26 protein-coding genes, 1 tRNA gene and 2 pseudogenes are annotated in these 26,401 nt (G+C 71.0%); 18 read left to right on the forward strand and 11 right to left on the reverse strand.

Annotated elements, in window-relative coordinates:
- The first annotated feature begins 32 nt into the window (after positions 1-32).
- From G6048_RS01385 to G6048_RS01405, 5 genes are all read left to right on the forward strand, one after another.
- Positions 33-2,159, forward strand: a complete 2,127-nt coding sequence (locus tag G6048_RS01385) for an ATP-binding protein (protein WP_165337548.1) — start codon at positions 33-35, stop codon at positions 2,157-2,159.
- A gap of 83 nt (positions 2,160-2,242) precedes the next feature.
- Positions 2,243-2,677: a roadblock/LC7 domain-containing protein gene (locus G6048_RS01390; RefSeq protein ID WP_165337549.1), complete on the forward strand. Its 435-nt coding sequence runs from the start codon at positions 2,243-2,245 to the stop codon at positions 2,675-2,677.
- Between the two features lie 2 nt (positions 2,678-2,679).
- A complete protein-coding gene (locus tag G6048_RS01395) occupies positions 2,680-3,051 on the forward strand; it encodes a DUF742 domain-containing protein (protein ID WP_165337550.1) in 372 nt (123 codons plus the stop codon).
- Positions 3,029-3,628, forward strand: a complete 600-nt coding sequence (locus G6048_RS01400) for a GTP-binding protein (RefSeq protein ID WP_165337551.1) — start codon at positions 3,029-3,031, stop codon at positions 3,626-3,628. The genes G6048_RS01395 and G6048_RS01400 overlap by 23 nt, the downstream gene beginning before the upstream one ends.
- Positions 3,625-4,227, forward strand: a complete 603-nt coding sequence (locus G6048_RS01405; RefSeq protein ID WP_165337552.1) for a GAF domain-containing protein — start codon at positions 3,625-3,627, stop codon at positions 4,225-4,227. The genes G6048_RS01400 and G6048_RS01405 overlap by 4 nt, the downstream gene beginning before the upstream one ends.
- A gap of 120 nt (positions 4,228-4,347) precedes the next feature.
- On the opposite strand, the gene G6048_RS01410 is transcribed toward G6048_RS01405, so the two are convergent.
- Complete coding sequence (locus G6048_RS01410; RefSeq protein ID WP_165337553.1) at positions 4,348-6,231, reverse strand: DUF2264 domain-containing protein; 1,884 nt, start codon at positions 6,229-6,231, stop codon at positions 4,348-4,350.
- Between the two features lie 161 nt (positions 6,232-6,392).
- On the opposite strand from G6048_RS01410, the gene G6048_RS01415 reads away from it, so the two are divergent.
- The gene (locus G6048_RS01415) at positions 6,393-6,752 is read left to right on the forward strand and encodes an MmcQ/YjbR family DNA-binding protein (protein WP_165337554.1); all 360 of its coding nucleotides are present in this window, start codon (positions 6,393-6,395) and stop codon (positions 6,750-6,752) included.
- A gap of 18 nt (positions 6,753-6,770) precedes the next feature.
- Here G6048_RS01415 and G6048_RS01420 read toward each other — a convergent pair whose 3' ends face one another.
- Positions 6,771-7,688: a transketolase family protein gene (locus tag G6048_RS01420; protein WP_165337555.1), complete on the reverse strand. Its 918-nt coding sequence runs from the start codon at positions 7,686-7,688 to the stop codon at positions 6,771-6,773.
- Positions 7,689-7,764: 76 nt separating this feature from the next.
- Positions 7,765-8,466 (reverse strand): thiamine pyrophosphate-dependent enzyme, encoded by a 702-nt coding sequence (locus G6048_RS01425; RefSeq protein WP_165337556.1) that lies wholly within the window; start codon positions 8,464-8,466, stop codon positions 7,765-7,767.
- A 140-nt stretch (positions 8,467-8,606) separates the two neighbouring features.
- On the opposite strand from G6048_RS01425, the gene G6048_RS01430 reads away from it, so the two are divergent.
- The 7 genes from G6048_RS01430 to G6048_RS01460 all read left to right on the forward strand — a co-directional run bounded on the left by G6048_RS01430 (position 8,607) and on the right by G6048_RS01460 (position 14,195).
- Positions 8,607-8,680, forward strand: a tRNA-Pro gene (locus tag G6048_RS01430).
- A 117-nt stretch (positions 8,681-8,797) separates the two neighbouring features.
- Positions 8,798-9,892 carry a tyrosine-type recombinase/integrase gene (locus tag G6048_RS01435; RefSeq protein ID WP_165337557.1) on the forward strand — a complete coding sequence of 365 codons (1,095 nt, stop codon included), beginning with the start codon at positions 8,798-8,800 and terminating at the stop codon, positions 9,890-9,892.
- Positions 9,893-9,916: 24 nt separating this feature from the next.
- Positions 9,917-11,137 (forward strand): PAS domain S-box protein, encoded by a 1,221-nt coding sequence (locus tag G6048_RS01440; RefSeq protein WP_165337558.1) that lies wholly within the window; start codon positions 9,917-9,919, stop codon positions 11,135-11,137.
- Positions 11,134-11,520 carry an STAS domain-containing protein gene (locus G6048_RS01445; protein ID WP_165337559.1) on the forward strand — a complete coding sequence of 129 codons (387 nt, stop codon included), beginning with the start codon at positions 11,134-11,136 and terminating at the stop codon, positions 11,518-11,520. Before G6048_RS01440 ends, G6048_RS01445 begins: the two co-directional genes overlap by 4 nt.
- The gene (locus G6048_RS01450) at positions 11,517-11,948 is read left to right on the forward strand and encodes an ATP-binding protein (RefSeq protein WP_328825646.1); all 432 of its coding nucleotides are present in this window, start codon (positions 11,517-11,519) and stop codon (positions 11,946-11,948) included. The genes G6048_RS01445 and G6048_RS01450 overlap by 4 nt, the downstream gene beginning before the upstream one ends.
- A gap of 13 nt (positions 11,949-11,961) precedes the next feature.
- Entirely contained in the window at positions 11,962-12,978 is a 1,017-nt protein-coding gene (locus G6048_RS01455; RefSeq protein WP_165337560.1) for a SpoIIE family protein phosphatase, read from the forward strand.
- Positions 12,979-13,016: 38 nt separating this feature from the next.
- Positions 13,017-14,195 (forward strand): PAS domain-containing sensor histidine kinase, encoded by a 1,179-nt coding sequence (locus G6048_RS01460; protein ID WP_165337561.1) that lies wholly within the window; start codon positions 13,017-13,019, stop codon positions 14,193-14,195.
- Between the two features lie 345 nt (positions 14,196-14,540).
- Here G6048_RS01460 and G6048_RS01465 read toward each other — a convergent pair whose 3' ends face one another.
- From G6048_RS01465 to G6048_RS51740, 3 genes and pseudogenes are all read right to left on the reverse strand, one after another.
- Entirely contained in the window at positions 14,541-16,112 is a 1,572-nt protein-coding gene (locus G6048_RS01465) for an oleate hydratase (protein WP_165337562.1), read from the reverse strand.
- A gap of 210 nt (positions 16,113-16,322) precedes the next feature.
- A complete protein-coding gene (locus G6048_RS51735) occupies positions 16,323-16,484 on the reverse strand; it encodes a hypothetical protein (RefSeq protein ID WP_408056109.1) in 162 nt (53 codons plus the stop codon).
- 79 nt (positions 16,485-16,563) lie between these two features.
- Positions 16,564-16,713, reverse strand: a pseudogene (locus G6048_RS51740) (STAS domain-containing protein); the annotation flags it as partial.
- Positions 16,714-17,028: 315 nt separating this feature from the next.
- Here G6048_RS51740 and G6048_RS01475 point away from each other — a divergent pair.
- Together G6048_RS01475 and G6048_RS49135 are read left to right on the forward strand one after the other, a co-directional pair.
- Positions 17,029-17,469, forward strand: coding sequence for a pyridoxamine 5'-phosphate oxidase family protein (locus G6048_RS01475; protein ID WP_165337563.1), 441 nt, complete (start codon positions 17,029-17,031; stop codon positions 17,467-17,469).
- 308 nt (positions 17,470-17,777) lie between these two features.
- A pseudogene (locus G6048_RS49135) lies at positions 17,778-18,670 on the forward strand (NAD(P)-dependent oxidoreductase).
- Between the two features lie 31 nt (positions 18,671-18,701).
- Here the strand turns inward: G6048_RS49135 and G6048_RS01485 are convergent.
- From G6048_RS01485 to G6048_RS01495, 3 genes are all read right to left on the reverse strand, one after another.
- Positions 18,702-18,959, reverse strand: coding sequence for a hypothetical protein (locus G6048_RS01485; protein WP_165337564.1), 258 nt, complete (start codon positions 18,957-18,959; stop codon positions 18,702-18,704).
- A 255-nt stretch (positions 18,960-19,214) separates the two neighbouring features.
- Positions 19,215-20,177: a universal stress protein gene (locus G6048_RS01490; protein WP_165337565.1), complete on the reverse strand. Its 963-nt coding sequence runs from the start codon at positions 20,175-20,177 to the stop codon at positions 19,215-19,217.
- 401 nt (positions 20,178-20,578) lie between these two features.
- Entirely contained in the window at positions 20,579-21,010 is a 432-nt protein-coding gene (locus tag G6048_RS01495) for a PPOX class F420-dependent oxidoreductase (protein ID WP_165337566.1), read from the reverse strand.
- 293 nt (positions 21,011-21,303) lie between these two features.
- Between G6048_RS01495 and G6048_RS01500 the strand changes: the two genes are divergently transcribed.
- The 3 genes from G6048_RS01500 to G6048_RS01510 all read left to right on the forward strand — a co-directional run bounded on the left by G6048_RS01500 (position 21,304) and on the right by G6048_RS01510 (position 24,416).
- Entirely contained in the window at positions 21,304-22,302 is a 999-nt protein-coding gene (locus G6048_RS01500) for an Acg family FMN-binding oxidoreductase (RefSeq protein ID WP_165337567.1), read from the forward strand.
- Positions 22,303-22,574: 272 nt separating this feature from the next.
- A complete protein-coding gene (locus G6048_RS01505) occupies positions 22,575-23,480 on the forward strand; it encodes a universal stress protein (RefSeq protein ID WP_165337568.1) in 906 nt (301 codons plus the stop codon).
- Between the two features lie 30 nt (positions 23,481-23,510).
- Complete coding sequence (locus G6048_RS01510; RefSeq protein ID WP_165337569.1) at positions 23,511-24,416, forward strand: universal stress protein; 906 nt, start codon at positions 23,511-23,513, stop codon at positions 24,414-24,416.
- Between the two features lie 13 nt (positions 24,417-24,429).
- Here G6048_RS01510 and G6048_RS01515 read toward each other — a convergent pair whose 3' ends face one another.
- Both G6048_RS01515 and G6048_RS01520 read right to left on the reverse strand, forming a co-directional pair.
- A complete protein-coding gene (locus tag G6048_RS01515) occupies positions 24,430-25,143 on the reverse strand; it encodes a polyphosphate kinase 2 family protein (RefSeq protein WP_165337570.1) in 714 nt (237 codons plus the stop codon).
- Positions 25,144-25,321: 178 nt separating this feature from the next.
- Positions 25,322-26,314 (reverse strand): Acg family FMN-binding oxidoreductase, encoded by a 993-nt coding sequence (locus G6048_RS01520; RefSeq protein ID WP_206341027.1) that lies wholly within the window; start codon positions 26,312-26,314, stop codon positions 25,322-25,324.
- Positions 26,315-26,401 lie beyond the last annotated feature (87 nt).

Below are 26,401 nucleotides of genomic sequence, written 5' to 3' on the forward strand. Positions count from 1 at the left end.
ACGGCCCCGACATATCCAGTACGAGGACGTCGATGTCTCACCTTCGCGCACCGGCCGCACGCGCTGACCGCCGCGAGGGCGGGCGCCACGGGCGACCGGTCGCCCGTACCGCCCCCTCGCTGCCCGAGACCCACATACGGCCCCAGCTCCTGCGTCTCGCGGTTCTGCCACCCATCGCGGTGGCCCTCAGCGCCAGCGCCGCCGTGCTGTTCACCATCCGCTCGACCATGGCCAGGCCCAGTCTCACCCTGTGGATCGTCCTCGGCGGAGCCGTCGCGGTCGCCCTCGCGGGCATCGTGATCGCCGCCGTGGCCGCCAACCGCGCCGCCAGGTCCGTACGCGAGCGGGTCGGTACGCTGCGCGCCGCCAGCGCCCGTGACCAGGCCGAACTGCGCGGCCTTGTCGAGGCGTTGCGACGCGGAGAGGGGCCGCCCGCGCGCCGGAAGCGCGGCGAACCCGCCCCGGACGCCGACGAGTTCGACCTGCTCGCCGACGACCTCGCGCGCGCCCACGACGGCGCCGTCAGTGCGGTCGTCCAGGCGTCCCAGCTGTCCAGCCAGGCGGGAAGCGAGCAGAAGGTCGAGGTGTTCGTCAATCTTGCCCGGCGGCTTCAGTCCCTCGTGCAGCGCGAGATCTCGATCCTGGACGAGCTGGAGAACGAGATCGAGGACCCGGACCTGCTCAAGGGCCTCTTCCACGTCGACCACCTCGCCACCCGCATCCGCCGCCACGCCGAGAACCTCGCCGTGCTCGGCGGCGCCGTCTCCCGCCGTCAGTGGAGCAACCCGGTCTCCATGACCGAGGTGCTGCGCTCCGCCACCGCCGAGGTCGAGCAGTACTCGCGGGTCAAGCTCGTGCCGCCGATCGAAGGCACGGTGCGCGGGCACGCCGTCGCCGACGTGATCCATCTGCTGGCCGAACTCGTGGAGAACGCCACGCTGTTCTCGGCCCCGCAGACCCAGGTCCTGCTGCGCGCCAACCTCGTCACTTCGGGGCTCGCCGTCGAGGTCGAGGACCGCGGGCTCGGTATGCCGCCGGCCGAACAGCACAAGATGAACGCCCTGCTCGCCGACCCGGACCAGGTGAACGTCGCGAGCCTGCTGCAGGACGGACGCATCGGGCTGTTCGTGGTCTCGCAGCTCGCGCGCCGGCACGGCATCGCGGTCCGGCTGCAGACCAATATCTACGGCGGCATCCAGGCCGTGCTCGTCATGCCGCAGGAGCTCCTGGGCGCGGAACCCGAGCAGTCGAGGGCCGGACAGTCGGGGGCCGGGCAGTCGGGCGCGGGACGCTCGGGGGCAGGGCGGCCTCGGACGGTGGTGTCGGAAGCCGTTACGTCGGCTGATGGGGTTCCGGTGCACCGCACTCCGGTTCAGGGTGCCCCGGGCCACGGGACGCCGGGGCAGGGGAAGCCTGGGCAGGGGACGGCGGCTCCGGATGGTGTTGCGGCTCGTGGGGCGGAGGTCCCGGTTGCGGGCACGCCCGTTCCGGTGCAGGGGATCGCGCCGGGCGCCCCCGGCGACGTATCGCATGCGCGGCGTCAGGAAGCGACTGCGCGCAGGGAAACGACCGCTCGCCCGGAAGCGACCGCTCGCCAGGAGACGACGGCGCATGGGCACCGGGGCGAGAGCACCGCGGAGTCACAGCAGCCGCGTGATGACGCGTCGGCCGGTACGACGGTGGTGAACGGCGGTCGTTCGGCGCCGCTCCCCGTGCGTGGTGCCGAGGCGCGGCCCAATCCGGCGGAGGCACTGCCCGGCATCCGGTCCGACGACCGGCAGGTCGTGATCGAGAACATCGCGAAGGCGGTCGCCTCGTCGACACAGCGCAACGGCGCGGTGCGCGGCACCATGGGCAAGCCCCAACTGCCCAGACGGCGCGCCCAGGAGCACATCGTTCCGGAGTTGCGCGAGGGACCCCTGCCCCGTCCCGAGTCCGACTTCCTCGTCGGACACGACCCCGGACTGATGGCGGCATTCCAGCGGGGCATCGGCCTCGCCGAGGCCCAGCAGCGGGACGCGGCGCGCAAAGACGCGCACGCATCACCCGAGGCGCACTCCGCGCGCGAGCCGGCGCCCGCGCCCTCTTATGACTTCAGCGACATCACTGACTTCACGGACTTCACCGCCCGGCACGACGGGAGCACATCAGCCGGATGATCAACGCCACCCCCACCCACACTTCTCCGTCCACCCACACCTCCGCTCCCACCGACGTACGTACTTCAAGGAGTCGATCCCCCATGGCGAGCGATGTGCCGACCGCCCATGTATCCGATCTCGACTGGCTGATGAGCGGCCTGGTGCAGCGCGTCCCGCACACCAGAAGCGCGGTGCTGCTCTCCTGCGACGGGTTGGTGAAGTCGGTCCATGGCCTCGACCCCGACAGCGCCGACCACATGGCGGCCCTCGCCTCCGGGCTGTACTCCCTGGGACGCAGCGCGGGCGTCCGCTTCGGCGACGGCGGTGACGTACGCCAGGTCGTCGTCGAACTCGACTCCACCCTGCTGTTCGTGTCCACCGCGGGCTCCGGTACCTGTCTCGCCGTGCTCGCCGGACGCGAGGCCGACGCGGCCGTGCTCGGATACGAGATGGCGATGCTGGTCAAGAGCGTCCGCCCGTATCTGATGACCGCGCCCAGGCAGTCCACCGCCGAGCCCTCGGCGATGAGGCCTTGAACGTGACCGCGGCCGGGGACGGGCCCTGGCTCGATGACGCGGCCGGACGCCTCGTACGCCCCTACACCGTCAGCAACGGCCGCACCCGGCCCAGTACCGCGCTCGATCTCCTGTCGCAGATGCGGGCCACCGGAGCCACCCCGCTCGGTTACCTCGGTCCCGAGCACAACCAGGCGCTCGAACTGTGCCGGGTGCCCGTCTCGGTCGCCGAGGTGGCCGCACATCTGAAGCTGCCGGCGGCGGTCACCAAGGTGCTGCTGGCCGACCTCGTCGACTGCGGGGCGTTGTCGACGAAGCCCCCGGCTTACCACCACATCCCGACTGACAGGTCTCTTCTGGAGGCAGTGCTCGATGGACTACGACGACAGCTCTGACCCCTTTCCCACCGCACTGAAGATCCTGGTGGCGGGAGGGTTCGGGGTAGGCAAGACCACCTTTGTCGGCGCGGTGAGCGAGATCGCGCCGCTGAGTACGGAGGAGTTGCTCACCACGGTCAGCGCCTCGACCGACAATCTCGACGGTATCGAGAACAAGGTCGAGACGACCGTCGCGATGGACTTCGGGCGCATCACGCTCGATCCGGAACATGTGCTGTACCTCTTCGGTACGCCTGGACAGGAGCGGTTCTGGTTCATGTGGGACGAGCTCTGTGAGGGTGCACTCGGCGCGGTCATCCTCGCCGACACCCGCCGCCTGGAGGAATGCTTCGCCGCCGTCGACTTCTTCGAGCAGCGCGGCCTGGGGTTCATCGTCGCCGTCAACGAGTTCGACGGCGCCTACCGCTACGACCCGGAGGAGGTACGGGCGGCCATCGACCTCGACCCGGAGATCCCCATCGTGCGCTGTGACGCGCGGATCTCCAGCTCAGGGGTGCAGACCTTGCTGACCCTCGTCCGCCACCTGATCGCCCACGCGCCCACCCGCGCCCCCAGTTACGGAGCCCGCACATGAGGTACGACCCGCCGCGCGTGGCCGGTCGGCTGTTGCTCACCCCCGAGGACAAGGACGCCCCCGCCCGGACGCGGCGGCTGCGCCGGCTCGGTCTGGGCGAGCGGGCCGAGCCGGCCTTCGACGCCTTCGCGGACCGGCTCGCCCAGATCGCCGCGGTGCCGTACGCGATGGTCAACTTCATTGACGAGAACGGGCAGTTCTTCGCAGGGCTCCATACTCCTGATGGCGCGGGCACGGGAGCGGACTCCGGTGGGCGGTCCGCCGTGATCCTCGCCGCGGACGGTACGGAGTACCGGTTCGGTCGCCATATGGCCCGCGACCACGGCTTCTGCCCCCATGTGGTGGTCCGGGGGAAGGCGCTGGCCCTGGAGGACGTCCGCGACTATCCGCGGTTCGCCGGGAATCCGGTCGTCGACGAGATCGGCATCCGCTCCTATCTCGGCGCCCCGCTCATCGACCACACAGGCACTGTGCTCGGCACGGTGTGCGTCGAGGACATCGAGCCGAGGCCCTGGGGGCGGGCGGGCCTGGACACCATCAAGGCGATGGCGGCGGAACTCGTCGAGCGGATCGAGCTGCGGGAGAGCGGCGGGTTCTGAGGGGCTTTCATGTTCTGAGGGCCCTTCATATGAGAGGTCTTCTTAGGCGGTCTCCAGGGATGACCCTCTGAAAAGTGCCCTCCTAGGGTCCTCATCCGGAAAGTGGCCTCCTAGGGACCTTCACACGGAAACGGTGTCCCCTTCGGGGAAGGTGATCCTGACTTCGTGCTCCTCCACCGCGCAGGACACCGACTCCCGCAGCGCCTGGGGATGTATGGCGTCCCGGGTCAGCGCGACCAGCGTGACGTACACACCGCGGCCTTCCGGACGACCGGCCGCACAACGCACGTACGGTGTCGCCGAATGCGGGCCCAAGGCGTTGGCATCCACCTCGCGTGCGATGCCCGCGTCCTCGTCCCAGCCGTGCAGCGCGACGACCACGCTGGTCAGCCCGTCCGCAGTTCGCGCCAGCGCCCAGCCCGAACCCCGCTCCGCCGTGGGCCGGTCCTCGGCGGCGACCGCGTAACCGCCCTCCCGCACCGCCACACCGGCCGGAGCCCGTACCCGGTGTACGCGGATCTCCCACGGACCGCGCAGCACACTCGTCGTCTCGATCGGGAACTCGGTGTCGTTGCCCGGCAGTTGAGCCTGGTAGCGGGACGCCGCCGTACGCCCGGAACAGTGCAGCGGAAGGATCAGGCGCCGGCGGGAGGCGGTGCCGTCCGGTGCGAGCAGCGCGATGTGTCCGTCCATCGTGCGCTCCCAGGCATGCGCGCCCGACTCGGGAGCGGTGGCCGAGGAGTACCCGAACTTCGCGTAGTGCGGGTCGTCTTCGGGAGGCCGGTCGGGGGAGTTGTGGTCGCTGCCGTGGTTGACGAGGCGGACGAGGCCGTCGTGCTTCGTGCCGTGCAGCAGCCAGCCGGGCGCCGGGAGCGCGGTGTACTGGTCCGACTCCTCGACGGGGAGCGGCAGTTCACGCTCCGTCCACACCGGGTGGTCCGCGGGCAGCAGCAGCCCGAGGAAGCCTTTGCTCGCCCAGTACGGTGACGCGGGCCCCGAGTACGGCTGCGTCATCGGCAGGAACGTGCCGTACCAGCCCAGCGGCAGCAGCCCCCGCTCATCGGGCACCCCGCGCTCCACGAAGTGGCTCACCGCGCCGGAGGCCATTCGGCGGGTGAGCCCCGGCGCCAGCGGAGTGCAGCCGGCGAGGGCGCCCAGCCACACCGGGGCCGTGGTGGCGAAACGGTACGTCAGGGAGCGCCCCTGGAGCACCGGTGCGCCGTCCGCACCGAAGAACTGCGGGTAGACGGCGAGGAACTGGGCGAGCCGGTCGCGGTAGACGCGGCCACGGCCACCGCCCTCGCCGCCCGTCATCCGCGCCCACAGCAGCGGGTACAGGTGCATGGCCCAGCCGTTGTAGTAGTCGAAGGCGCGCCCCTCGCCGTCGCTGTACCAGCCGTCCCCGATGTACCAGTCCTCGATGCGGTCGAGCCCGGCGTCGATGTCGTCCTGCCGGTACGGCGCGCCGACCGAGGCCAGGAACTGCTCGGCCACCACCTGGTACAGCCGCCAGTGGTTGTCCCAGGTACGGCGCCCCACAAAACCCCACAGCCAGTCCACGACTCGCTCCCGCACATCACCGTCCAGGCGGTCCCAGATCCAGGGGCGGGTCTCGTGCAGTCCGACGGCGATCAGGGCGGCCTCGGCCATCTGCTGGGAACAGTCGGTGAGTTCGGGCCAGGCTTCGCCGCTGTCGCGGTCCGTGCCCGTTGTCAGACCCCGCGCGTACCGTTCTATGAGACGGGGATCCACCTCGCCGCGCGCTCCCGCGATCCGGAAAGAGGCCAGCAGAAATGACCGTGCGAAACCTTCAAGGCCGTCCGACACCACACCCGACCAGGAGGTTCTGCCGGGCAGCCGATACTGCGCCAAGCCCGGCGTCGCATACGGAACCAGCGCCTCCAACTGCCGGTCGGCGAGCGCCTCCCAGTGCGCCCGCGTCCAGCCGGTGAGCGGCGACAGGACGCGGTCCGTGGGTGGCAGGGCCAGATGCGGTGCGGGCATGTAAGAGTCCTGACTCCTCGGGTTGCCGGTCGTTGTGAGGGTTCCGAGGAGGGATACGGCTGGATGCCCTGGATAGATCAATAGAGCGGGCAGAGGCGTCAGCCTTGGCTTGAACTTGGCTGAGCAGGTGAATGTCAGTGGGATTGGCTACGGTGCGAGCCATGCCGGACGCAGAAGATGTACGCCGTGTTGCCCTCTCCCTGCCGGACACGACCGAGAAGATCGCGTGGAGCATGCCCACGTTCCGGGTCGCGGGGAAGATGTTCGCCACACTGCCCGAGGACGAGACGTCCATCGCCGTGCGCTGCCCGAAGGAGGAGCGGGACGAACTCGTTCTGGCGGAGCCCGGGAAGTTCTGGATCGCCGACCATGAGGCGGGCTTCGCCTGGGTGCGCGTCCGGCTCGCCGCCCTGGAGGACGACGGCGAGCTGCGGGACATCCTCGCGGACTCCTGGCGCCAGGCCGCTCCGACCCGACTTCTTGAGTCCTACCCGGAGTTGGGCCTTCCGGCGGCCGACTGAGGGTGCTGTGGGTACGGATCACGACTGGGCGCCCGCTCCGGCCCTCAGGAACTCTCCGATCCGCGTCCGCAGGGAGCCCGCGCCCAGCCCGTGCGCGGCCACGTGCTCAGCGATCTGCCCGTACCGGCGCAGCTCGCGGCGGCCGACGCCGAGAGCGAGTACCCGGTGCGGAAGGTCCGCGAGGGCGTCGTTGGCGGCGGAGGTCGACGTTCCCGCCAGGTACGGCTCCACGAGGACGGCATCGGTGCCGGCTGTTTCCGTGGCGCGGCGCAGGGTGGCCGCGTCGAAGGGCCGTACGGTCGTCGCGTACAACACGGTGACATCGAGCCCCTCGGTGGCCGCGAGCACTCCGTCGAGCATCGGCCCGACGGCGACGACGACACCGGCGCGCCCCTCGCGAACGGTCAGGAATCGCGACCCGTCCACCGGCAGGGCCTCCGCATTGGACTGCACCGACAGGCGTACGTAGACCTTGTCGTCGCCCGCCGCGACCGCCTGCCGCAGCAGTGTCTCCGCCTCGTCCGGGTGGCCAGGGACGTGGACGGTCCAGCCGTCGAGTGTGTCGAGCAGCGCCACATCGCCGGGTGCCATATGGGTGTAGCCGCCCGCGGGCCAGTCGAAGGAGGCGGCGGCGCTGACCAGCACCGCCCCCACGCCCTGATGCCCGAGATCCAGCTTGACCTGCTCGAAGGGCCGCTCGACCAGGAAGCTCGCGAAGGTGTGCACCACGGGCCGCAGCCCGGTCAGCGCCAGGCCGGCGCCCGCTCCGACCAGCAGCTGCTCACGGATGCCGACGTTGATCACCCGGTCCGGATGCCGCGTCCGGGTCTCCTCGAAGTCGGCCATACCGATCTCGGCGAGAACTACCGCGACGCGCGGATCCTCGTCGAGCAGCCGCGAGACTACGGGCGCGAAGCGGTCACGCATGGTGTCCATGATTCGGAACTGCCTTTCTGGTCTGGTGTTGATGAGAGATCTCAGGGCGGCGGTGCGTGGTTGAGGGATGTGGATCTCAGGCGGACTTGGGCTCGACCTGCGCGACGACCACCCGCGGCCGCCCGGGATGCGGCGCGGTGAACGCTGCGTACAGGGCCTCGTGGTCCCGCCCGTCGACGCTCTCGACGGACCAGCCCGCGGCCTCGAACCGCGCGGCGATCCCGCCCGGCCGGGCATAGCTGGCGGAGGAGTTGTCGATCACCACGGTGTGCAGCCGGTCGAGCCCGGCAGGCCCGGCGTACGCGATCGCCTCGTGGTTGCTGCCCTCGTCCAGCTCCGCGTCCCCGACCAGCACCCACACGGCTGGCTCGTGCAACCCCTGGGCCCGCAGCCCCAGCGCCGTCCCGACCGCGATCGGCAGCCCGTGCCCGAGCGAACCGCTGCCGATCTCGGCGCCTGGCACCAGCACCCGGTCGGGGTGGTGGCCGAGCGGAGAGTCGTACGAGCCGAACGCCGGCAGCCACTCCACCGGTACGAAGCCCTTGGCGGCGAGCACCGCGTAGTACGCCATCGGCCCGTGCCCCTTGGAAAGCAGGAACCGGTCCCGCTCCGGATCGTCCACCCGCCCCGGGGTGACTCGCAGGACCCGGTCGTAGAGCACCCAGAGCGCGTCGAGGGTGGATGTGGCGGCGGGCCCGTGCTTCTCGTCGCCGCTCATCAGGCTCAGCAGCCCGGAAAGGTCCTCGTATGTGTATCGCCGTTCCGCTGTCTTGGTCATGCCGACGATCGTGCAACCTCAAGCAAGATTGAGGTCAAGTGGCGTCTCCCCGGCGCAAAAGGAGTGCGCGACCACCGGTCCGAGTGCGGTATTGTTTCCATGCACGTTCGACCAGGGAAACCCCAGGTCACAGCGGGCATCGGGACGTGGCGCAGCTTGGTAGCGCACTTGACTGGGGGTCAAGGGGTCGCAGGTTCAAATCCTGTCGTCCCGACAGTGTGAAGGGTCTTCGCAGGCGAGAGCCTGTGAGGGCCCTTTTCGTATGGGTCGTTTCCGATCTTCGAGGTTGAGCACGCCGCTCATAGGCGCCTTTACTCGGAGGTTTGCGAGGATGCCGCTGCTGGACCTGAACAAGATCACTGCGGGGCTGTCGACGACCTGGTCGGGGTTCCTGCGGGACTGGGACCGCTCGCTGCGGTCGGGGAACTATCCGGAGACCACCCGGTACAACTATCTGCCGGCGGCCGCGCAGTTGGCGCGGTACCTGGGGGAGTACTCGCCAGATCCGGACGCGGACGCGGCGGCCGACGATCCGGTCGAGGTCAGCCGGGCGCATGTCGAAGCCTTCCAGGCGTGGATGACCGAGACGCGGTCGGCGTCGACGGCGCTGAACAAGCACAAGGGTCTGCAGCAGTTCTTCAAGTGGCTGATGCTCGACGAGGGGGAGATCGACCGGTCGCCGATGGAGCGGGTCAGGCAGCCGAAGCTGCCGCAGAAGCTGGTCCCGGTCATCCGTGACGACGAGACCACGAAGATCCTCGGCACCTGCAATGGAAAAGACTTTGTCCAGCTGCGAGATGAGGCGATCATCCGCCTGTACTGCAACACGGGGGCGCGACTGTCCGAGGTCGGCAACCTCATGCTCGACGACATTGACCTGACCACCGAATCGGTGCACTTCCACGGCAAGGGCAGCAAGGACCGGCGCGTACGCTTCGGGCCGAAGACCGCGCGGGCGGTCAGCCGCTACCTGCGGGCCCGGGCCAAGCACAAGGCGGCTCATCTGCCGGATCTGTGGCTGGCCGAGCGAGGTGTACGAGGGCTGGCGCCCAACGGCATCAAGATCATGCTCAAGCGGCGAGGGCTCGCTGCCGGGCTGGTCGAGCTGCACGCGCACCGGTGGCGGCACACCTTCGCGCATGAGTGCGCGTCGAGAGTTTGGAGTGCGGTGAACGTGTCGGTTCGCTGCGCTTCCAGAGCGGTCAACAGCGGCGCGCCGAGGCGGTCGGGGTGTTGTCGGTCCCGGAGGTGCGGTGCGGAGGCAGCGCCCGGTGCCCTTGCCTGTGCCGATGCCATGGCTGTCGGTGCGCGGCCTTTGACCGGTTCGGTGTGCCGGGTTCCTGATCGGTTGCAGCGGGGGCGGGTAGCATCGGCCGCGCCGGGGATCAGGGGCGCCGTCAGGCAGGCGGCCCGGCTTGGGGATTGATGATGCGGAAGGGCGGGGCCGGGCATGACGACGCCACCGGGAGGTAGCCAGGATCCGCCGGCGAGCCTGCGTGATCTTGAGGCGATGCTGGACGCGGTCACGGACCATGCCGTCGTCAAGCTGGGGCCGGGCGGTGAGGTGGTCCGCTGGAGCCGCAGTGCCCAGGCGATGACCGGCTACACGGAGCCCGAGATGGTGGGGCAGTCGGTGTCGGCGCTTCACACCGAGGAAGACCGCGGCGCCGGGTTGATGGAGCAGGAACTGGAGTCCGCCCGCCAGGACGGGCGGCGGGAGTTCCAGGGCTGGCGGGTCCGCAAGGGCGGCGAGCGATTCCTGGCCCACATCTCCCTGACGCCGGTGCGCGGCGAGCATGGTGCGGTGAGCGGCTTCGTCAAGGTCTTCCGGGACGTCACGGAGAGCGCGCGGGCAGAGTCGTTGTTCCATGGGTTGCTGGAGTCGGCCCCTGACGCGATGGTGATCGTGGGATCGGACGCACGGATCGTCCTGGTCAACCGGCAAGCGGAAACGCTGTTCGGCTTCGAACGTGCCGAGTTGGTGGGCCGGGAGATCGAGGTGCTGGTGCCCGCGCGGTTCCGCGACCGCCACGTCGGCCACCGCTCCGGCTTCCTCGCCGATCCCCGGCTGCGGCCGATGGGGGCGGGGCTGGAGCTGTTCGGGATGCGCCGGGACGGCACCGAGTTCCCCGTCGAGATCAGCCTGAGTCCGCTGGAGACCGCCGAGGGGACGCTCGTGGCGGCGGCGATCCGGGACGTCACCGAGCGCCGGGAGACCGAGCAGCGGCTGCTGCGGCAGCGCGACGAGATCCTGGAGCTGTCCACGCCGGTGATCCAGGTGTGGGACAAGGTGCTGGCCCTGCCGATCATCGGCACCCTGGACACGCTGCGGGCCACTCGGCTGACCGAGGGCTTGCTGGAGAAGATCGCGCAGACCCAGGCCGAGGTGGCCATCCTGGACATGAGCGGGGTGCCCACCATCGACACTCAGGTCGCCCAGCATCTGCTGAAGACGGTGCAGGCGGCCGCCCTGATGGGGACGGTGAGCATCATGAGCGGGGTGCGGCCCGAGACGGCCCAGTCCATGGTGCACCTGGGCATCGACATGGGACGCCTGCGCTCCCGTAACACGTTGCAGGACGCGTTGCAGCTGGCGTTGGCGGTGCTGGCCGAGCGGGCCGGGACCGTAGCGGCGGCTGCCCGGGCGCTGACGTCGGGGGAGTCGCTGTGACCGAGGACGTGGTTCCGGTCATGAAGATCGGTGACACGCTACTGGTCGCATTGCAGGGCGACCTGGACGACACCACGGTGATACAGATCGAGGAGCAGCTCACCCGGGAGGTCGCGCGCACCGGTGTGTCGGGCATGCTCATCGATGTCAGCCGGCTGAGCGTGGTCGACTCGTTCATCGCCCGGGTACTGGCGAGGATCGTGGCAATGGTCCGGCTGCTGGGGGCGCAGGCGGCCGTGGTGGGGATACAGCCGGCGGTCGCCATCACCCTGGTGGAACTCGGCGTGCCGATGGGGCATCTGGACACCGCGCTCAACGCCGAACAGGGCCTGGCCCTGCTGGAGCGGCTGCGACGCGCCGATACCGGTACGGATCGCCCGTGACCGCCGCTGGTGCTGTGACGGACAGGGAACCGTCCGTTTTCGACATCGTCGACGAGTCCGACCTGATCCGCGTCCGCAAGGTGCTGCGCACCGAGGCCGAGGCGGTGGGGCTCAACCTGGTGGACGCGACAAAGCTGATCACGGCCGGCAGCGAGCTGGCCCGCAACATCCTCAACTACGCAACCGGCCACCGTGGCCGGGTCACCGTCGAGCAGGTGTACCGGCAGAGTCGGCGGGGTGTGCGGGCCACGTTCGCCGACGACGGTCCGGGCATCGAGGACATCGAGGCGGCGCTGACCGATGGCTTCAGCACCCGGGGCAGCATGGGGTTGGGCCTGCCGGGGGCGCGGCGGCTGGTGGACGACATGACCCTCACTTCCGCCGCCGGGTCGGGCACGACCGTGGTGATCGTGAAATGGCAGCGGTGAGGGTGGTAAGGGTGTGGCGGCCCTGAGCGAGAGCGAACACCGCCGCCATGCCGTCGCGGCAGAGGAGGACGTCGGCGCCCTGCGCCGTGCGGTGGCCCGCATGGCCGCCGGACAGCACGCGGTGCGCCCGGGCGTGGCCGAGCTGGTGGCCACCGAGCTGGGCACCAATCTGCTCCGGCACGCCCACCCAGGCGGGTACGTATTGGCTCGGAAGGCCGGCGACGGGATCGAGCTGCTGTCCGTCGACCATGGCCCGGGGATGACCGCCGCGGCGCTCGCCTCGTCGCCCGTCGCGCTGCCCTCGTCCCGCGGGGGCGGTCTGAAGGCGGGGCTGAGCGTGGTCAGGCGGAACGCCGCCGAGTTCGACTGGTACGCCACCCGCCGTGGCACCGTCGTCTACGCCCGGCTTGGCGCCCCTGCACCGGCCGGGCACACAGGGTGGCTCTTCGGCGGGGTCAATGTGCCCCTCGGCGGCGACGGCGAGTCCGGGGACGCCTGGGCGGTCGCGCCCGGCTCACGGACAGCCGCGTTGGTCGTCGACGGACTGGGCCACGGTCCGGGAGCCGCCGCAGCGGCCCGGGCCGCGATCACCACGTTCGACGGCGCTGCCGTCACCGACCTCGACCGGCTCGTCCGGCACACCCACGAGGCGATGCGCGCCACCCGCGGCGGCGTCCTCGGCGCGAGCCTGATCGATCCCGGGCGGGGCGAACTCGCCTACGCGGCGGTCGGCAACATCACCGGACGGGTCCTCACCCGCGGCCGGTCCGTCCACCTTCTGGACCGCCCCGGCACCCTCGGCACCCAACTGACCCTTCCCGCCGTCCGCCTTCAGCACGGCCCGTGGGAGCCAGGATCGAACCTCATCCTGGTCTCCGACGGCATCCGCTCCGCCTGGAGCCTGGAGGACCACCCGGGCCTGCTGGACCACCATCCGGCGATCATCGCCGCCGTGCTCCACCGCGAGTACGGCCGGGCCACCGACGACGCCACCGTGCTCGTGGTCCGCCAAGTCACCGCCATGGCATGATGAACCGGTTCTCTTCACCACCCGAAGGGCGGTCAGACATGGGGGACGTATCTGGCCTCCGGACCGCCGACGGCACGGACGACGCGGCCGCCCAGCAGGCCGAACTGGCGCGCCGCGCGCAGCTGGTGGACGAGCTGAGCCAGGAGCTGGACGACACCAATCGCGGCCTGATAGCCCTGCACACCGAGCTGGAGGCCGCCCGTCGCGCCGAAGCCAGGCTCGCAGCCATCGTGGCCTCCTCCGACGACGCCATGATCTCGGTCGACCCCAGCCACCTCATTCAGACCTGGAACCCCGGCGCCCAGCGGCTGTTCGGCCACACCGAGCAGCACATCGTCGGCCAGACCATCGACACGCTCATGCCCGACGCGGCCTTCCACGTCTTCCAGGCAGTGGTGGAGCAGATCCGTTCCGAAGGGCATGCCGACTCCTACCAGAGCCGTTGGCGCCGTACCGACGGCACGGGCCTCGACGTGGCGGTCACCGTCTCGCCGATGCGTGACGCGGAAGGGGTCCTGATCGGCTTCTCGACGGTGGCCCGGGACATCACCCACCAGCTGGTCGCCCAGGCCGAGTTGGCCGCCGCCCGCGCCGACCGCGAGGTGATGGCCGAGCGCGACCGTATCGCCGGCGACCTGCACGACATGGTGATCCAGAGGGTCTTCGGTGCCGGCCTCGCGTTGCAGAGCATCACCGCCCGCATCACCCGCCCCGACGCCGCAACGCGGATCCACACGGTCATCGGCGAACTCGACGCCACCATCCGGGAGTTGCGGGGCACCATCTTCAACCTCAACCAGCCCACCCAGAAGGCGGCCAGCCTCCGCTCCCAGGTCCTCGACGAGACCTCCACCGCACAGAACCGGCTCGGCTTCGCCCCCTCGGTGGAGTTCGACGGCCCCGTCGACGCCGCCCTGCCCGACGAAACCGCCGCGCACCTGCTCGCTGTGCTGCGTGAGGCCCTGTCCAACGTGGCCCGCCATGCTCACGCCACCGCCGCCTGGGTCGCCGTCCACGCCGGAGACGAACTGCTCCTGGACGTTACCGACAACGGCCGCGGTCTGGGCCGGCCCACCCGAAGCAGTGGCCTGACCAACCTGCGCCGCCGCGCGGAGAAGCTCGGCGGCACGTTCGAGGTCGCCGACCGCCCCGAAGGCGGTACCCGCCTGCGCTGGCGCATCCCTCTCACCACTGAGGACGCGGCCCGCACCCGCTGACCCTGGCGGCAGCGGACGGCTCGAGGGCTGGATGATCGTGCTGCTGAAGGTCAGCCGACCGAAGATCCGCTGGGCGGTGTTCCGTTGCTTGGCCGACGCATCCAGAGCCGCCTGCGGCATGGCGTCGACTCCCGCCCTCGGTTACCAAGCCACTCTGCGGGCACGGTGAGGCGGCGTGGCAGGCGACAGTTGCCACGACCGACCCTGGCACCGGCTCCCGCACCTGCGCGACGAGTTGCCGCCGCGTCGGCTACCCCGACCGTCCGGCGGAGGCGCTCGAGGCGCTCACATGCGGCGTTAAGGGCCCGACGCCACCCGAATACGTCGGTCGATCGCCCCACGCGGTTACCGGCGGTGCATGGTTTCCAGCGCGGCGGCCAGGACGTGGGGGTCGTGGTGGCCCTTGTAGACCGCCGGCGGGTGCTTGTCGAGGTCGAGGAGTTGGGCCACGGCTGTCCAGGCGGTGCGTACGGAGTACTCGACGGTGAAGACGACGTCGTCCGGCACGTCCGCGAACTGGCCGATGAAGGCGAGGTTGACCGATCCCTCGGGTACGACCTTGGGCCGGTCGTCGCGGCGGCGGGACAGGAACTGGCTGGTGACGTACGGCATCAGGCAGGGCACGACGGTGGAGGTCTGCAGGACCCGGGCTGCTGTCGGCTCGTCGAACGGCAGGTGGTGCAGGACCTCTTCGAGGATCTCCCGGCCGGAGCACATCGTCATCGGCTTGGGGGTGTGGTTGCCGGCTCGGCCGGGGTGCAGGCCGTAGCCCCACCAGACGGAGACGCCCTCGGGCTGATCGCGGTAGACGGGCTGGCGGTTGGCGACGAGGGTGAGCAGCCAGTTGGAGTCGGTGAAGGTCATCAGGCCGCCCCGGCCGGTCTCGCGGCCGCTGAACTTCTCCAGGGCGTCGAGGAAGGCCGGGTCCTTGGCGCTGACGGTGAACGACTCGAAGCGGGACTCCTTGACGTGCTTGTCGAAGGCGTCCGGGTTACCGAAGTCGTCACGTCCCCTGGCCAGGCGGTGCCAAAGCAGCCAGGCGTCCGAGCGGTGGGGAGCCGGCGGGGGCGCGGCGGTGTGCGAGCCGAGGCTGGAGGCGTCCGTCATGGAGCCGTTGGTGACCAGGATCAGGTCCTCGGGTGACACGGCGATCTTCTCGTCGTGGCCGGACCGGGAGAGGTAGATGGTGGTGACCGTGGTGCTCCGGCGTCCCGGCGCGAGCCCGAGGTCGGTGACGTGGCAGCCGGTGTGGACGGTGACGCCGCGTTCGCGCAGCCAGGCGGTCAGGGGCCGCACGATGGAGTCGTACTGGTTGTAGCGGGTGCGGTGGATGCCGGACAGGGAGGCGAACGCGGGGAGGAGGTGGATGAAGCGCCTGAGGTAGCGGCGGAACTCGATGGCGCTGTGCCAGGGCTGGAAGGCGAATGTGGTGCACCACAGGTACCAGAAGTTCGTGGTGAAGAAGTGCTCGCCGAAGCAGTCCGTGATGCGGCTGCCGTCCAGGTGTCCCTCGGGAGCGGCCAGGCAGCGCACCAGGTCCAGGCGGTCGTGTTCGGAGAAGCCCATCGAGCGCGTGTCGACGATCTTCCCGTCGCCGTCGACGAGGCGTGCGATGTCGTCCCAGGCGAACTCCTCGTGCCCGGCCAGGATCTCCTGCGTCACCGACACCGACGGGTCGTCGAGGGTGGGGATGCCGGACAGCAGGTCGTACGTGCAGCGGTATTCGGCCTCGAACATCCGCCCGCCACGCATGGTGTAGCCGGTGTTCGCCGTGCCGCCCGCGTCCATGCTGCCGCCGATGTTCCGCTGCCCTTCGAAGAGGTGGATGTCCGAACCCTGGAAACCGCCGTCGCGGATCAGGAACGTGGCCGCGGACAGCGCCGCGATGCCGCTGCCCACCAGATACGCCTTCGCCATCACACAGCTCCTCGTCCTCGCCCGTCGATCGGACTCACGTCACCCACGGTTTCCTACGCCGCGACCGCCGTCACTGGGCCGATGGTCACCGCTTTACGGTCCGACCGGACTTGACCACGGTCCGCCCGGACTCAGAGACAGCCGCTCGCCATACACACGCTCAGACGAGGACGGCACAGCGGCCCGGGCAGTGGACCGCCGGCCCTGGTATCAGCCCGCGTGGGCGGGGACATCGCCGGTTCCGGGCGTACGGGCCAGGGGCGCGCCCATACTGGGGTGCAGCTCGAAGACACCTGCCAGGCCCACGGCGCGAAGGATCCGCCGGAAGCGGACGCTGTCGGTGACCAGCCGCAACCGGCCGTGCCGGGCCACGACTCGGTTCCGAGCCCGGCAAAGCCCCCAGACCGGCGCAGTCGATGAAGGCCATCGAGCGCAGGTCCAGCACCAGATCGGGGTGCGGGCCGGCGGTCAGAGCCTCCAGCCGGGCCGCGAGAGGTGGCGCAGTGAAGATGTCGATCTCGCCGCGCAGCTCCACGTAGGTTGCTTCACCGGTGGTGCGGTCTGTGTGGTGAGGCACGGACCTGGTGTCGATGTCGGACATGGTCTGAGACAACAGGGCGAGGCGAGACGAGGAAGGGCCGATCGACCCCGCGGCTGGACCGGCTGGACCGGCTGGACCGGCCGGACCGGCTGGACCTGCCGGGCAACAACCCTGAACCCGCACGTGGGCTCAAGGAACAGTCGCTGTGACCTGTGGGTGCGTATCGGGTCGCTTGCCGTCCGCCGCCGGATCCCGGTGGGACTGGGGCTGTTTTCCGGCACGGCCAGGACCGATGGTCCCTCACCCCGCGCTGTCCTTCGGCCGAGGATGGTCTGAAACCGCACATCGCGGTACCCGGCGAAAGACGGACTGGCCATGTACCCCAACGACGGATTCCGTGAACTCGACCCGCAGGAGTGCCTCCGTCTGCTGGCGAAGGCGCCGGTCGGCCGCATCGTGCACACACGACACGCCCTGCCCGCGGTGCTGCCCGTCAATTTCTGTCTCGATGGCGACGGCACGGTGCTGCTGCGCACCTCGGCCGCCTCGGAGCTGGCCCGCGCGGTAGACGGGGCGGTGGTCGCTTTCGAGGCGGACGAGGTCGACGCGGCGAGGAACGCCGGCTGGAGCGTCGTCGTCACCGGCCGGGCCACGGTCGTGACCGACCCCGGCGAGCAGAAACGGCTGGCCCGGGTTGGCCCGATCTCCTGGGTGCCCTCACCCGAAGAGGTCTTCGTCCGCATCCGTCCGGAGCTGGTGACCGGGCGCGAGCTCGTCGGTGGCCACACGCTGTACGGGGTGGACCTAACGCCGTGAGTCGGACCTGAGCGCGAACGGCCCGGTCCGAAACGTCGCCTGAACGGCCCTGATGGGTACACGACGCACAACCAATGGTCAGCATCTTGGTCTTGAAGCGGAGGTGGATGGTGGCCTTGCTGACCCCGGCGGCCTGGGCCACTGGCCCAGGGACATCCGGGTGTAGCCCTGCTCAGCGAGCAGGGTGAGCGCCGCGGCCACGATCGTGGCCTCCTTACTGCGGCAACGCGTCCGTCCTCCGGTGCCGGGGCAGCCTTCCGGGTGGCTCTTCGGCATGCTGCCAGCAAGTCCCTGTGGGAGGAGAGCACATGGAGATCGTCGCGTATGGCGTCCTCGCGGACGAACAGCCGCTGCTGCGGGATGCGTTCGACCGGGAGTTCGGCGCCGCGCATGAACTGCGCTGTCTGGGGCTGTTCTTGAACCGGGACACCGCCCCCATCGCCGCGGGGCATGAGGTGGTGCTCAGCGGCGTCAACGACACCCTGGACGCGGACGTGCTGCGCGCGCTGGCCAAGGGCGGCACGAGAATGATCGCCCAGCGGGCCACCGGCTACAACAACATCGACCTGACGGCCGCCGAGGAGTTGGGGCTGACGGTGGCGCGGGTGTCGTTCTACTCGCCGTACTCGGTGGCCGAGTTCGCCTGGGCGCTTGCGCTCGCCGTCGACCGGCGGGTCGTGCGGGCCGCGCACCGCACCCGCGAGTTCGACTTCCGGCTCGACGGGCTGATCGGCCGCGACCTGCACGGGCGGACCGCGGGGGTGGTGGGCACCGGGAAGATCGGGACCGCGTTCGCGCGGATCGCGCACGGCTTCGGCGTCCCCGAGTACGCCTTCGGTCCGCGCCGCCGCGACGGCAAGGCTCCGCAACGGGACTTCGCCGGGCGCCGACCAGTGGCCGACCGCGGCGCCACCACCTTCGAGCACACCCCGCACCTGGCGCTGCTCAGCACCCCCGGCGACACCCCGCCGACTGGCTGCGCGCCGGCCAGGCGCTGGAACGCGTCCTGCTGGAGGCCACCCTGGCCGACCTGGCCACGTCACTGACCTCCCATCCGCTGGAGACCTCCGACCTGTGGCCGCTGGTCCGAGACCCGGTGGCGGGCAAGGGCCACGTGCAAATGGTGCTGCGCCTCGGATACGGCCCACGGGGCCCCGCCACGCCCCGCCGCCCCGTCCGGGATGTCCTCGAGGCCGGGTAATCCGGGCTTGCGGTTGCCACGTATCCCGGCGTCAGTCCTGACGTCCTGCTCGGGGTGCGTGCCGCCCGTCGGCCAGGGAGCACATCCTCGCCTGGTACGTGGCCGGGTCGATCCGGCCGTGCAACCGCTGTCCCACGAGTCGCCGCTCGGCGGCCTCGAGTGCGGTGCGGCGGTCTCGGAGCCGGCGCCGCGGCGGCCGCCGGTTCTCGGCCGGTGTCAGCAGGCGGGCCGTGTCGTACAACGCGCCGGCAAGAATCAGCAGACAGAGCAAAGCGGCTACGGCAACCATGGCATCGGCCCTACGAGGAGCGGCTCCATCCGGTACGGGCGGTCGGTGTCAGCCTGTCTCCGGACAGTCTTCCGGTACAGGGCCCACTCGGGTCACGGCACGGGCCGACCGTCCCTTTCGCCTCTTGGCCGGGTCAGGGTGCGCAGGTGGGGACGGGCTGCGCTGCCGGATCGGAGCGGACCGGGGAGGCGAAACGCCCGGGGCCTGTAGGGCCCCGTGCGTGGTGACGGCTCGTCCGATCACCCGGTTCCTCGGTCAGTGGTGCGGGACGACCGCGACCGGCGCCGTGGTGTGATGCAGTACGGCGTGGGTGACGGGCCCGATGCGGGGGCCGAGCGGGGTGCGGCGGATGCGTCGGCCGACGACGACCAGGGACGCGTCGGCCGCGGCGTCCACCAGGTGGCCGCCGGCATTCCCGACTGCGGCCTGTTCGACGACCTCCACGCCGGGGAACTTCTCGCGCCACGGCGCTAGGACCGCCTCGACGGCGCTCTCCTCCTGGCGGGCCAGTTCGCCGCCCAGCGCCGGATCAGTGGCGAGCCCGTAGGCAAAGTAGGGCGGCAGGCTCGCGCCGTGCACCACGCGCAGCCTCGCCGCGCGGCGGGCCGCGGCCTCGAACGCGAACGCGATGACCGCGTCGTCGGGGTGCTCGTGATCGAGCCCCAGCACGACGTCCCGGAAGGGCGTGGCGGCCGAGGGGCGGCCGTCGGCGTCCGGCTGGTGCTCGTCCTCGGCGCGTGCCCCGGAGCGTACGAGGACGGCAGGCCGCTCGGTCTGCGCAACGAGGCCGAGCCCCACCGAGCCGACCAGGAATCCGGTGACGCCGCTCAGCCCCCGGGAGCCGATGACCAGCGGGTCGGCGTCGCCGGCCGCCGCCAGCAGCGCGGTCACGGGCGGCTGCGGGACCTGCTTCGATGTGATCTCCAGACCCGGGTGCCGGTCGTGCAGCCGCTCGGTCGCCTCGCGCAGGACGCTCCCCCTGGGGGCACCCCCGGCCGAAGGCTGGGGGACTTCGGCCGGGGGGACCCCCATCTCGCTTCGCTCGCCCCAGTGCCGGTGCGCCGCGTCGTCGGGTACCGGCTGGGCATACGGCTGCCAGTCCCAGGCGTGCACCAAGTGCAGGGCGAGGCCCCGCAGTTCCGCTTCGCGCGCGGCCCACTCCGCTGCGGCCAGGCTTTCGGGCGAGCCGTCCAGTCCGACGGTCACGGTACGGGGCATGGCGAGGACCTCCCTGGGGTGGACGGGGGGCCTTGTGCGGCCCGTTGACACGGTGTCAGCCGAGGCGGCCGCGCCGGCAGGGCCGAGTGGCCCGCTGCCCGGTGGCGTACGGCCCTGATGATCGGGATGGTCGGCGGGGACGAGCGGGCCGGATCTGCCGGCGCGGCGCGTTCCCGCCCGTGCGGCTGGGTACCGGCCGGGCCGTCGCCCCGGCGCAGGGACATCACCCGAGCCCCCAGCCGACGAGCCCGGCTACGACCGCACGCCGACCACGAAACCCTGTCCGCTCGTCGCCCGCTCGTCCTGGCGATACCTGCCGCCCCGGCCGCGCACGGCTTCGCATACGGCCTGGGGCCTGTCTGGCGGAGCATGTGACTGCCCCTTGTTGCGTCGGGCAGAAACTAGTCGCGAGGCGGGGCCTCGTGGACCGACCGCCGCGACGGGTACCACTCCCTGCCCACCGGGCGGCCCTCCATGTTCCAGCTCCAGGAGACCATCGGCGTGATGCGCATATAGAGGCCCGGGCCGACCATCCCCACGCGCTCTACCGGCTCTTCCGCGCGTCCGTAGACACGTACGCCCCGTGCGATGAACGGATCGAGGGACACCAGATCGTCGATGACGAGGGCCACCTCGCGGTGGCCTGCCCGTACGTTGCGGAACTTGCGGGTTCCGGCGACCGCCGAGCCGGTCCCGCCGACCCAGAAGTACGTGTCGTCGTACTCGAAGGCGAGCGGGACCACATCGGGCTGCCGGCCGTCGGGAGACAGCGTCGCGACACGGGCGAGCGGCTGCGACCGCATGTAGGCGATCTCTTCGTCGGTGAACGACATGACATCCTCCGGGCCTACGCATGAAAGGGACTTCCACCTTCCATACGACAGGCATTCCTCCGGATCGGCACCGATACGACGCGCCTGGAGGTATCCCCGACGGCCGGTCCCAGCGTGCCAGGGCTGCTCTTGGCTCCTTGCGGACGTATCTCTCGTCGTCGGGCTCGATCCGTGTCGTCCCGCGGGCCATATGAGGCCACATGGCCCGCGATGACGGGCCGGTCAACCCTCCTCCGGAGCGGGATGGTGGCCGAGGGTTGGCGGTACGGGGGTGAACCGTGCGGAGGAGCGTCATGCAGACTCGGGAAATCGACGCTACGGCCGTTCAGGCCCTGATGGCCGCGGCGGTGGCCGCGCCGTCGATCCACAACACGCAGCCCTGGCGGTTCGGCCTGGACCCGGACAGCCGGTCGATCGAGGTCCGCGCCGACCGTAGGCGGCCACTGCCGATGATCGATCCGGACCTGCGGGCCCAGCACCTGTCGGTGGGCGCGGCCGTCTTCAACCTCCGCGTGACCGCGGCGCATCTGGGCTGGAATCCCGTCGTACGACTGCTGCCCGCCCCGGACGACCCCGACCTGCTGGCCACCATGCAACTGACGGCTGTGCCCGCCGCCGACGGGCCGCCGTCCTTCCGCGACCTGTATGAGGCGGTCGAGCGGCGTCACACGAGCCGGATGCCCTTCACCGGCCGCCCGGTGCCGGACCCGGTCGTGACGGAGATGATCAGCGCCGCCCGGGTCGAGGGCGCGCACCTGGATGTCCCCGACATCATGGGGACCAGACGCCTGCTGCGCCTGACCCAGGCGGCCGAGGCCCGCAACGCCAGCCAGCCGGCCCGCACCGCCGAGGCGCGCACCTGGGTCACTCTCCCGCGGGCCGACACCCCCTACGGCATTCCCCTGACCGCCCTGGGCTCCCGGGATGCGTCCGGGCGGATGCCGATGCGGGACTTCACCGGCTCGCTGCCCGCGCCGCACCTGCCCGTCCTGCGCTTCGAACGCCATGCCCAGGTGGCCCTGCTGTGGACTTTGCGCGACGGGAGGGAGGACTGGCTGCGGGCGGGCCAGGCCCTGGAGCACGTGCTGCTCACAGCGACCGTGCACGGGGTGCGCACCTCGATGCTGCACCAGGCGATGGAGTGGCCGGACCTGCGGGCGGCGACGGGCGGTTCGGGGCGTCGGTGCTGCCCGCAGTTGCTGATCCGGTTCGGGTACGGCCCGGACGGTCACCGCACGCCGCGTGCGTCCGCGTTCCCCGTGACTCGTCCCGCCCCGGGCCGTGACCGATGACCTTCAGTGTCGGGACCGAGCAGGCGGACTGACTCCGCCTCAGCGGCCCGCACCCCAACGGCGAGGCAGGGCACAACGGGCACCGTCGGCCGGTCCGGGGAGACTGATCGAGTCCCGGCTGCCCAACGGGCCTTGAGAAGGGGGCCGTTGCCCCACCCCGCACCTGCCGGCCTACAGGGCCCACCGGCCCCGGTCGGGGACCTGCGGCCCCTACACCACCGACCCCCGCACCACCACGCTGGAATCACATCCCCGTTGAGGAGGCAGAAGCCATGGTTCACAGTGTTGTCGTAGGTCTCGATGGCTCGGCCGAGAGCCGTGCCGCCGCCGAGTGGGCGGCCCGCGAGGCGAAGCGGCGCTTCCTTCCGCTCAAGCTGGTCCACGTCTGGGAGGCGGTCCCCGAGCCCATAGCTCTGGCGTCGCTCCTCGGTGCCGAGACGGAGTCCGAAGGCTGGGGGGAGATCCCGCGCGAGGCGACCGAAGAGCTCCGTCTGCGTCACCCCGGGCTGGACGTGACCGCGGACCAGGTCCCCGGCCGGCCCGCCGAGGTGCTGACTCGGGCGGCGAAGGACGCTGAGCTGCTGGTCCTCGGCTCCCGCGGGATGAGCAGCATCGGCGGATTCCTCGTCGGCTCCGTGGGCCAGGCCGTCGTGGCGCAGGTCGAGCAGCCGGTGGTTCTCGTGCGGGCCGGGGAGCAGGCCGCGGACGGGCATGCGATGGATCCGGCCGCAACCCTGTTCGCCGGGGACCCGTCCGGGCCCGTCGTCCTCGGGCTCGACACCGACAGCCCCGACGACACGCTCCTCGCCTTCGCCTTCGAGGCGGCCGCCCGCCGTGTCACACCCCTGCGGGTTGTCCACGCCTGGAACCTGCCTCCGTACTTCGCGTACGGACTGCCCGCCGACCCCGAGCTCAACGCCGTGCTGGGCAAGCAGGACGCTGTCGCACTGGCCGAGGTGCTGCACCGCTGGAAGGAGAAGTACCCGGCCGTCAAGGTCGTCGAGGAGTCCCGCGCCGGCAATCCCGCCATCCAGCTGGTCGACGCCTCCCGGGAGGCATCCCTGGTTGTCGTGGGCCGGCGGATCCGCCGCAGCCCGCTCGGCGCGCACATCGGCCCGGTCACGCACGCCGTGTTGCACCATGCCACCGCCCCCGTCGCTGTCGTTGCGCACGACTGACGCACCCGAGGCTCTCGAGGAGAAGCCACCATGAACGAGGTACACCGAGGCACCACGGAACTCCCTCTGGTCGTGGGCGTGGACGGCTCCGAGCCGAGCCTGCGGGCCGTTGACTGGGCGGCGGACGAGGCCGCCCTGCGCCAGGTGCCGCTGCGGCTGGTGCACGCCTCGCTGTGGCAGCGGTACGAAGGCGCCGCGCTGGCCGAGGACCTCGGCAAACCGTCCGAGCTGGTGCCGGCCAACGGCATCGTCGACGGCGCCGCCCGGCGGGCGCGCACCCGGCGACCGGACCTGAAGGTGTCCACCGAGGTACTGGCGGAGGAGCCGGAGTACGCGCTGGTGCGGGATGGACGACACGCGTCCGCACTGGTCCTGGGCAGCCGGGGGCGCGGCGGCATCGCCGAGCTGCTGCTCGGTTCCGTCAGCCTGAGCGTGGCCGCCTACGCCACCTGCCCGGTGATCGTGCTGCGCGGCCGCCACGACAAGCAGGCACAGCCCGTGACCCACGGCCGGATCCTGCTCGGTGTCGGCGAGGAGGCGCACGGTTCTGCTGCCGTGCGTTTCGCCTTCGAGGAGGCGGAGCGGCGGGGTGCCGTGCTGGAGGCCGTACGGGCCTGGCGGTGCCCCGCGCACGAGACCACCGACCACCCCCTCCTCGCGGGTGAGCCCGCCCACCTGCACGAACAGCGGGCCGCCGAGACGCTGGAGGCCGCGCTGAACGACGTGGCCGCCGAGCACCCGTCCGTGGAGGTGCGTCGGCGCACTGCCGAGGGGCCCGCTCGTAAGGTGCTGCTCGATGCGTCGGCCACCGCCGATCTGATGGTCGTCGGGGCCAGGCGGCAGAAGCAGACCTTCGGACTCCAGCTCGGGCGTGTCGCCCACACGGTGCTGCACCACTCCGACTGCCCGGTCGCGGTCGTACCGCAGCGGAGTTGATACGAGGATCGGCTCAGAGATTCGCCGCGTGGTCGGGGACGTAGGTCTGCAGATCGCGCGGCGGGCGCTCGTAACCGGTCGACGCAGGCCGCTCCGGCAGCTCGAGCACCGGCGGCGGCACCTCGTGATAGGGCACGGAGTCGAGCAGGTGGGCGATCATGTTCAGCCGGGCCCGGCGCTTGTCGTCGCTCTCGACGACGTGCCAGGGTGCCTCGGAGATGTCGGTGTGCACCAGCATCTCGTCCTTGGCCCGGGAGTACGCCTCCCAGCGGGTGATCGACTCCAGATCCATCGGCGACAGCTTCCAGCGCCGCAGCGGATCCTCGAGCCGGCGCCGGAAGCGCTCCTGCTGCTCGGTGTCGCTCACCGAGAACCAGTACTTGCGCAGTAGGATCCCGTCCTCCACCAGCATCCGCTCGAAGATCGGGCACTGGCGCAGGAAGAGCTGGTACTCCTCCTTCGTGCAGAAGTCCATCACGTGCTCGACCCCGGCCCGGTTGTACCAGGAGCGGTCGAACAGCACGATCTCCCCGGCGGCCGGCAGATGCTCGACGTACCGCTTGATGGTGCCGCCCTTGCCCGCCGCGTCCCGGCCCTCGAAGACGACGACCAGCCGGGCACCCCCGGCGCGCACCCACTCCCGCAGCTTTACCAACTCCGTCTGCAGGCACAGCAGTTCCCGCTCGTACGTCTTGCGCTGCGGTGTCGCCGCGTTCTTGCCGGCCACGCTGCCTCCACCGCTCGATGACCTGACGGAGACACGACGCTCAGGGTCGAACGCCAGGGCAGCACCGTACTGACCTCCGCGGACCCCCGCACGGTGGCGGCGCATCCTCGGCCTCCCGACTCGGCGTGCTCACTGCGGGCCACCATGACGGGGGTCACACAAGCACCGCTTCCGGCGCTCAGCGTGCGGCTGACGGTGGTTCCTCGGCCAGTGCCTGTTCCGCTGTCCTGCGCGGGGAAGGCGGTCCCTTCGGCCCGTATCCGAGGCGGAGCACCATTTGGGCGTGAACGCGCCGGTCGCCAGGGGCCTGTCCGAGTTGGTCGCGCAGGTCGGGCCACTCCAGTGCCTGGTACAGCAGGGATGCCCGTACGCCATGCGCGGTGGCCACCAGCAGGACCCGTTCGAGTGCCTGGCCGGCGCGCAGCCAGTCGGCCCGCCGGTCGTGCCCTGTGGAAAGCACCATGAGGGTCGGCCGCGTCTCGAAGGGGCGGGCGGCCAGCACGGCCGGGTGCCGGTGGGCGCCGAAGTCCCGCATGGGGATCCGGTCCAGGAAGTCCTGCGGTCCCAGCGTCGCGGGCGGCATACCGAGGGCCGCGTCGTTCGGTTCGTGCACCCAGCGGCGGCTCTCCGCGGCCCGGTCGGGGTCGGCCGTGTTGCGATGCTCAGCCTCGCGGGTGAGTTGCAGCAGGCGGTCCGACTCGGTCGGGCCGGGACGACTCAACAGGGCACCTTCGGCGTGGGCGGCCTCGGCGAGCTCGGCCAGGACGGCGGTGGGCAGCGGCCGCTCGGAGTACGGGAAGCGGCTGCTGCGCCGACGCCACAGCGCGTCGTACAGGTGTGGTGTGGAGGAGGCGGTGGTGCCGCCGAGCCGCACGGTCGCGAGCAGGTCCGGCTCGTCGGGCCGGGGCAGCAGCCGGGTCACCGGCTCCCTGCCGAAGTGAGCCACCGCCACCCGGAGGTTGAGCACCGCGCAGCCCACGGAGAGGTGCAGGGCGCGCCCGGTCGGATCGATGCGGCGCAGCCCGCGGTCCGCCGCGGCACGGATCTCCAGCGTGACGGTGTCCGGGTCCAGCCGGAACCGCCAGGGCTGTGTGTTGTGGATCGAGGGGGCGGCCACGGCCGCGGAGACCAGGTCCTCCAGGGTCGGGACAGCGAGAACCGCAGAGCGCATCGGGAACTCCTCCCCGCCCCACGCCGACGGGGCGGCGGGGCTTGTCGTGAGCAGATGCCAGCGTGGTGCCCAGGCCAGTGGCCGCAG

This window comes from Streptomyces ureilyticus, from assembly GCF_011045025.1.
In the GTDB taxonomy this organism is placed as follows: Bacteria; Actinomycetota; Actinomycetes; order Streptomycetales; family Streptomycetaceae; genus Streptomyces; species Streptomyces ureilyticus.

Bases quoted from the DNA above. Each gene is read 5' to 3' on its own strand.
- G6048_RS01385 (WP_165337548.1), top strand. From the start codon at position 33: ATGTCTCACCTTCGCGCACCGGCCGCACGCGCTGACCGCCGCGAGGGC.
- G6048_RS01390 (WP_165337549.1), top strand. From the start codon at position 2,243: ATGGCGAGCGATGTGCCGACCGCCCATGTATCCGATCTCGACTGGCTG.
- G6048_RS01400 (WP_165337551.1), top strand. From the start codon at position 3,029: ATGGACTACGACGACAGCTCTGACCCCTTTCCCACCGCACTGAAGATC.
- G6048_RS01405 (WP_165337552.1), top strand. From the start codon at position 3,625: ATGAGGTACGACCCGCCGCGCGTGGCCGGTCGGCTGTTGCTCACCCCC.
- G6048_RS01410 (WP_165337553.1), bottom strand. From the start codon at position 6,231: ATGCCCGCACCGCATCTGGCCCTGCCACCCACGGACCGCGTCCTGTCG.
- G6048_RS01415 (WP_165337554.1), top strand. From the start codon at position 6,393: ATGCCGGACGCAGAAGATGTACGCCGTGTTGCCCTCTCCCTGCCGGAC.
- G6048_RS01420 (WP_165337555.1), bottom strand. From the start codon at position 7,688: ATGGACACCATGCGTGACCGCTTCGCGCCCGTAGTCTCGCGGCTGCTC.
- G6048_RS01425 (WP_165337556.1), bottom strand. From the start codon at position 8,466: ATGACCAAGACAGCGGAACGGCGATACACATACGAGGACCTTTCCGGG.
- G6048_RS01435 (WP_165337557.1), top strand. From the start codon at position 8,798: ATGCCGCTGCTGGACCTGAACAAGATCACTGCGGGGCTGTCGACGACC.
- G6048_RS01440 (WP_165337558.1), top strand. From the start codon at position 9,917: ATGACGACGCCACCGGGAGGTAGCCAGGATCCGCCGGCGAGCCTGCGT.
- G6048_RS01460 (WP_165337561.1), top strand. From the start codon at position 13,017: ATGGGGGACGTATCTGGCCTCCGGACCGCCGACGGCACGGACGACGCG.
- G6048_RS01465 (WP_165337562.1), bottom strand. From the start codon at position 16,112: ATGGCGAAGGCGTATCTGGTGGGCAGCGGCATCGCGGCGCTGTCCGCG.
- G6048_RS01475 (WP_165337563.1), top strand. From the start codon at position 17,029: ATGTACCCCAACGACGGATTCCGTGAACTCGACCCGCAGGAGTGCCTC.
- G6048_RS01485 (WP_165337564.1), bottom strand. From the start codon at position 18,959: ATGGTTGCCGTAGCCGCTTTGCTCTGTCTGCTGATTCTTGCCGGCGCG.
- G6048_RS01490 (WP_165337565.1), bottom strand. From the start codon at position 20,177: ATGCCCCGTACCGTGACCGTCGGACTGGACGGCTCGCCCGAAAGCCTG.
- G6048_RS01495 (WP_165337566.1), bottom strand. From the start codon at position 21,010: ATGTCGTTCACCGACGAAGAGATCGCCTACATGCGGTCGCAGCCGCTC.
- G6048_RS01500 (WP_165337567.1), top strand. From the start codon at position 21,304: ATGCAGACTCGGGAAATCGACGCTACGGCCGTTCAGGCCCTGATGGCC.
- G6048_RS01505 (WP_165337568.1), top strand. From the start codon at position 22,575: ATGGTTCACAGTGTTGTCGTAGGTCTCGATGGCTCGGCCGAGAGCCGT.
- G6048_RS01510 (WP_165337569.1), top strand. From the start codon at position 23,511: ATGAACGAGGTACACCGAGGCACCACGGAACTCCCTCTGGTCGTGGGC.
- G6048_RS01520 (WP_206341027.1), bottom strand. From the start codon at position 26,314: ATGCGCTCTGCGGTTCTCGCTGTCCCGACCCTGGAGGACCTGGTCTCC.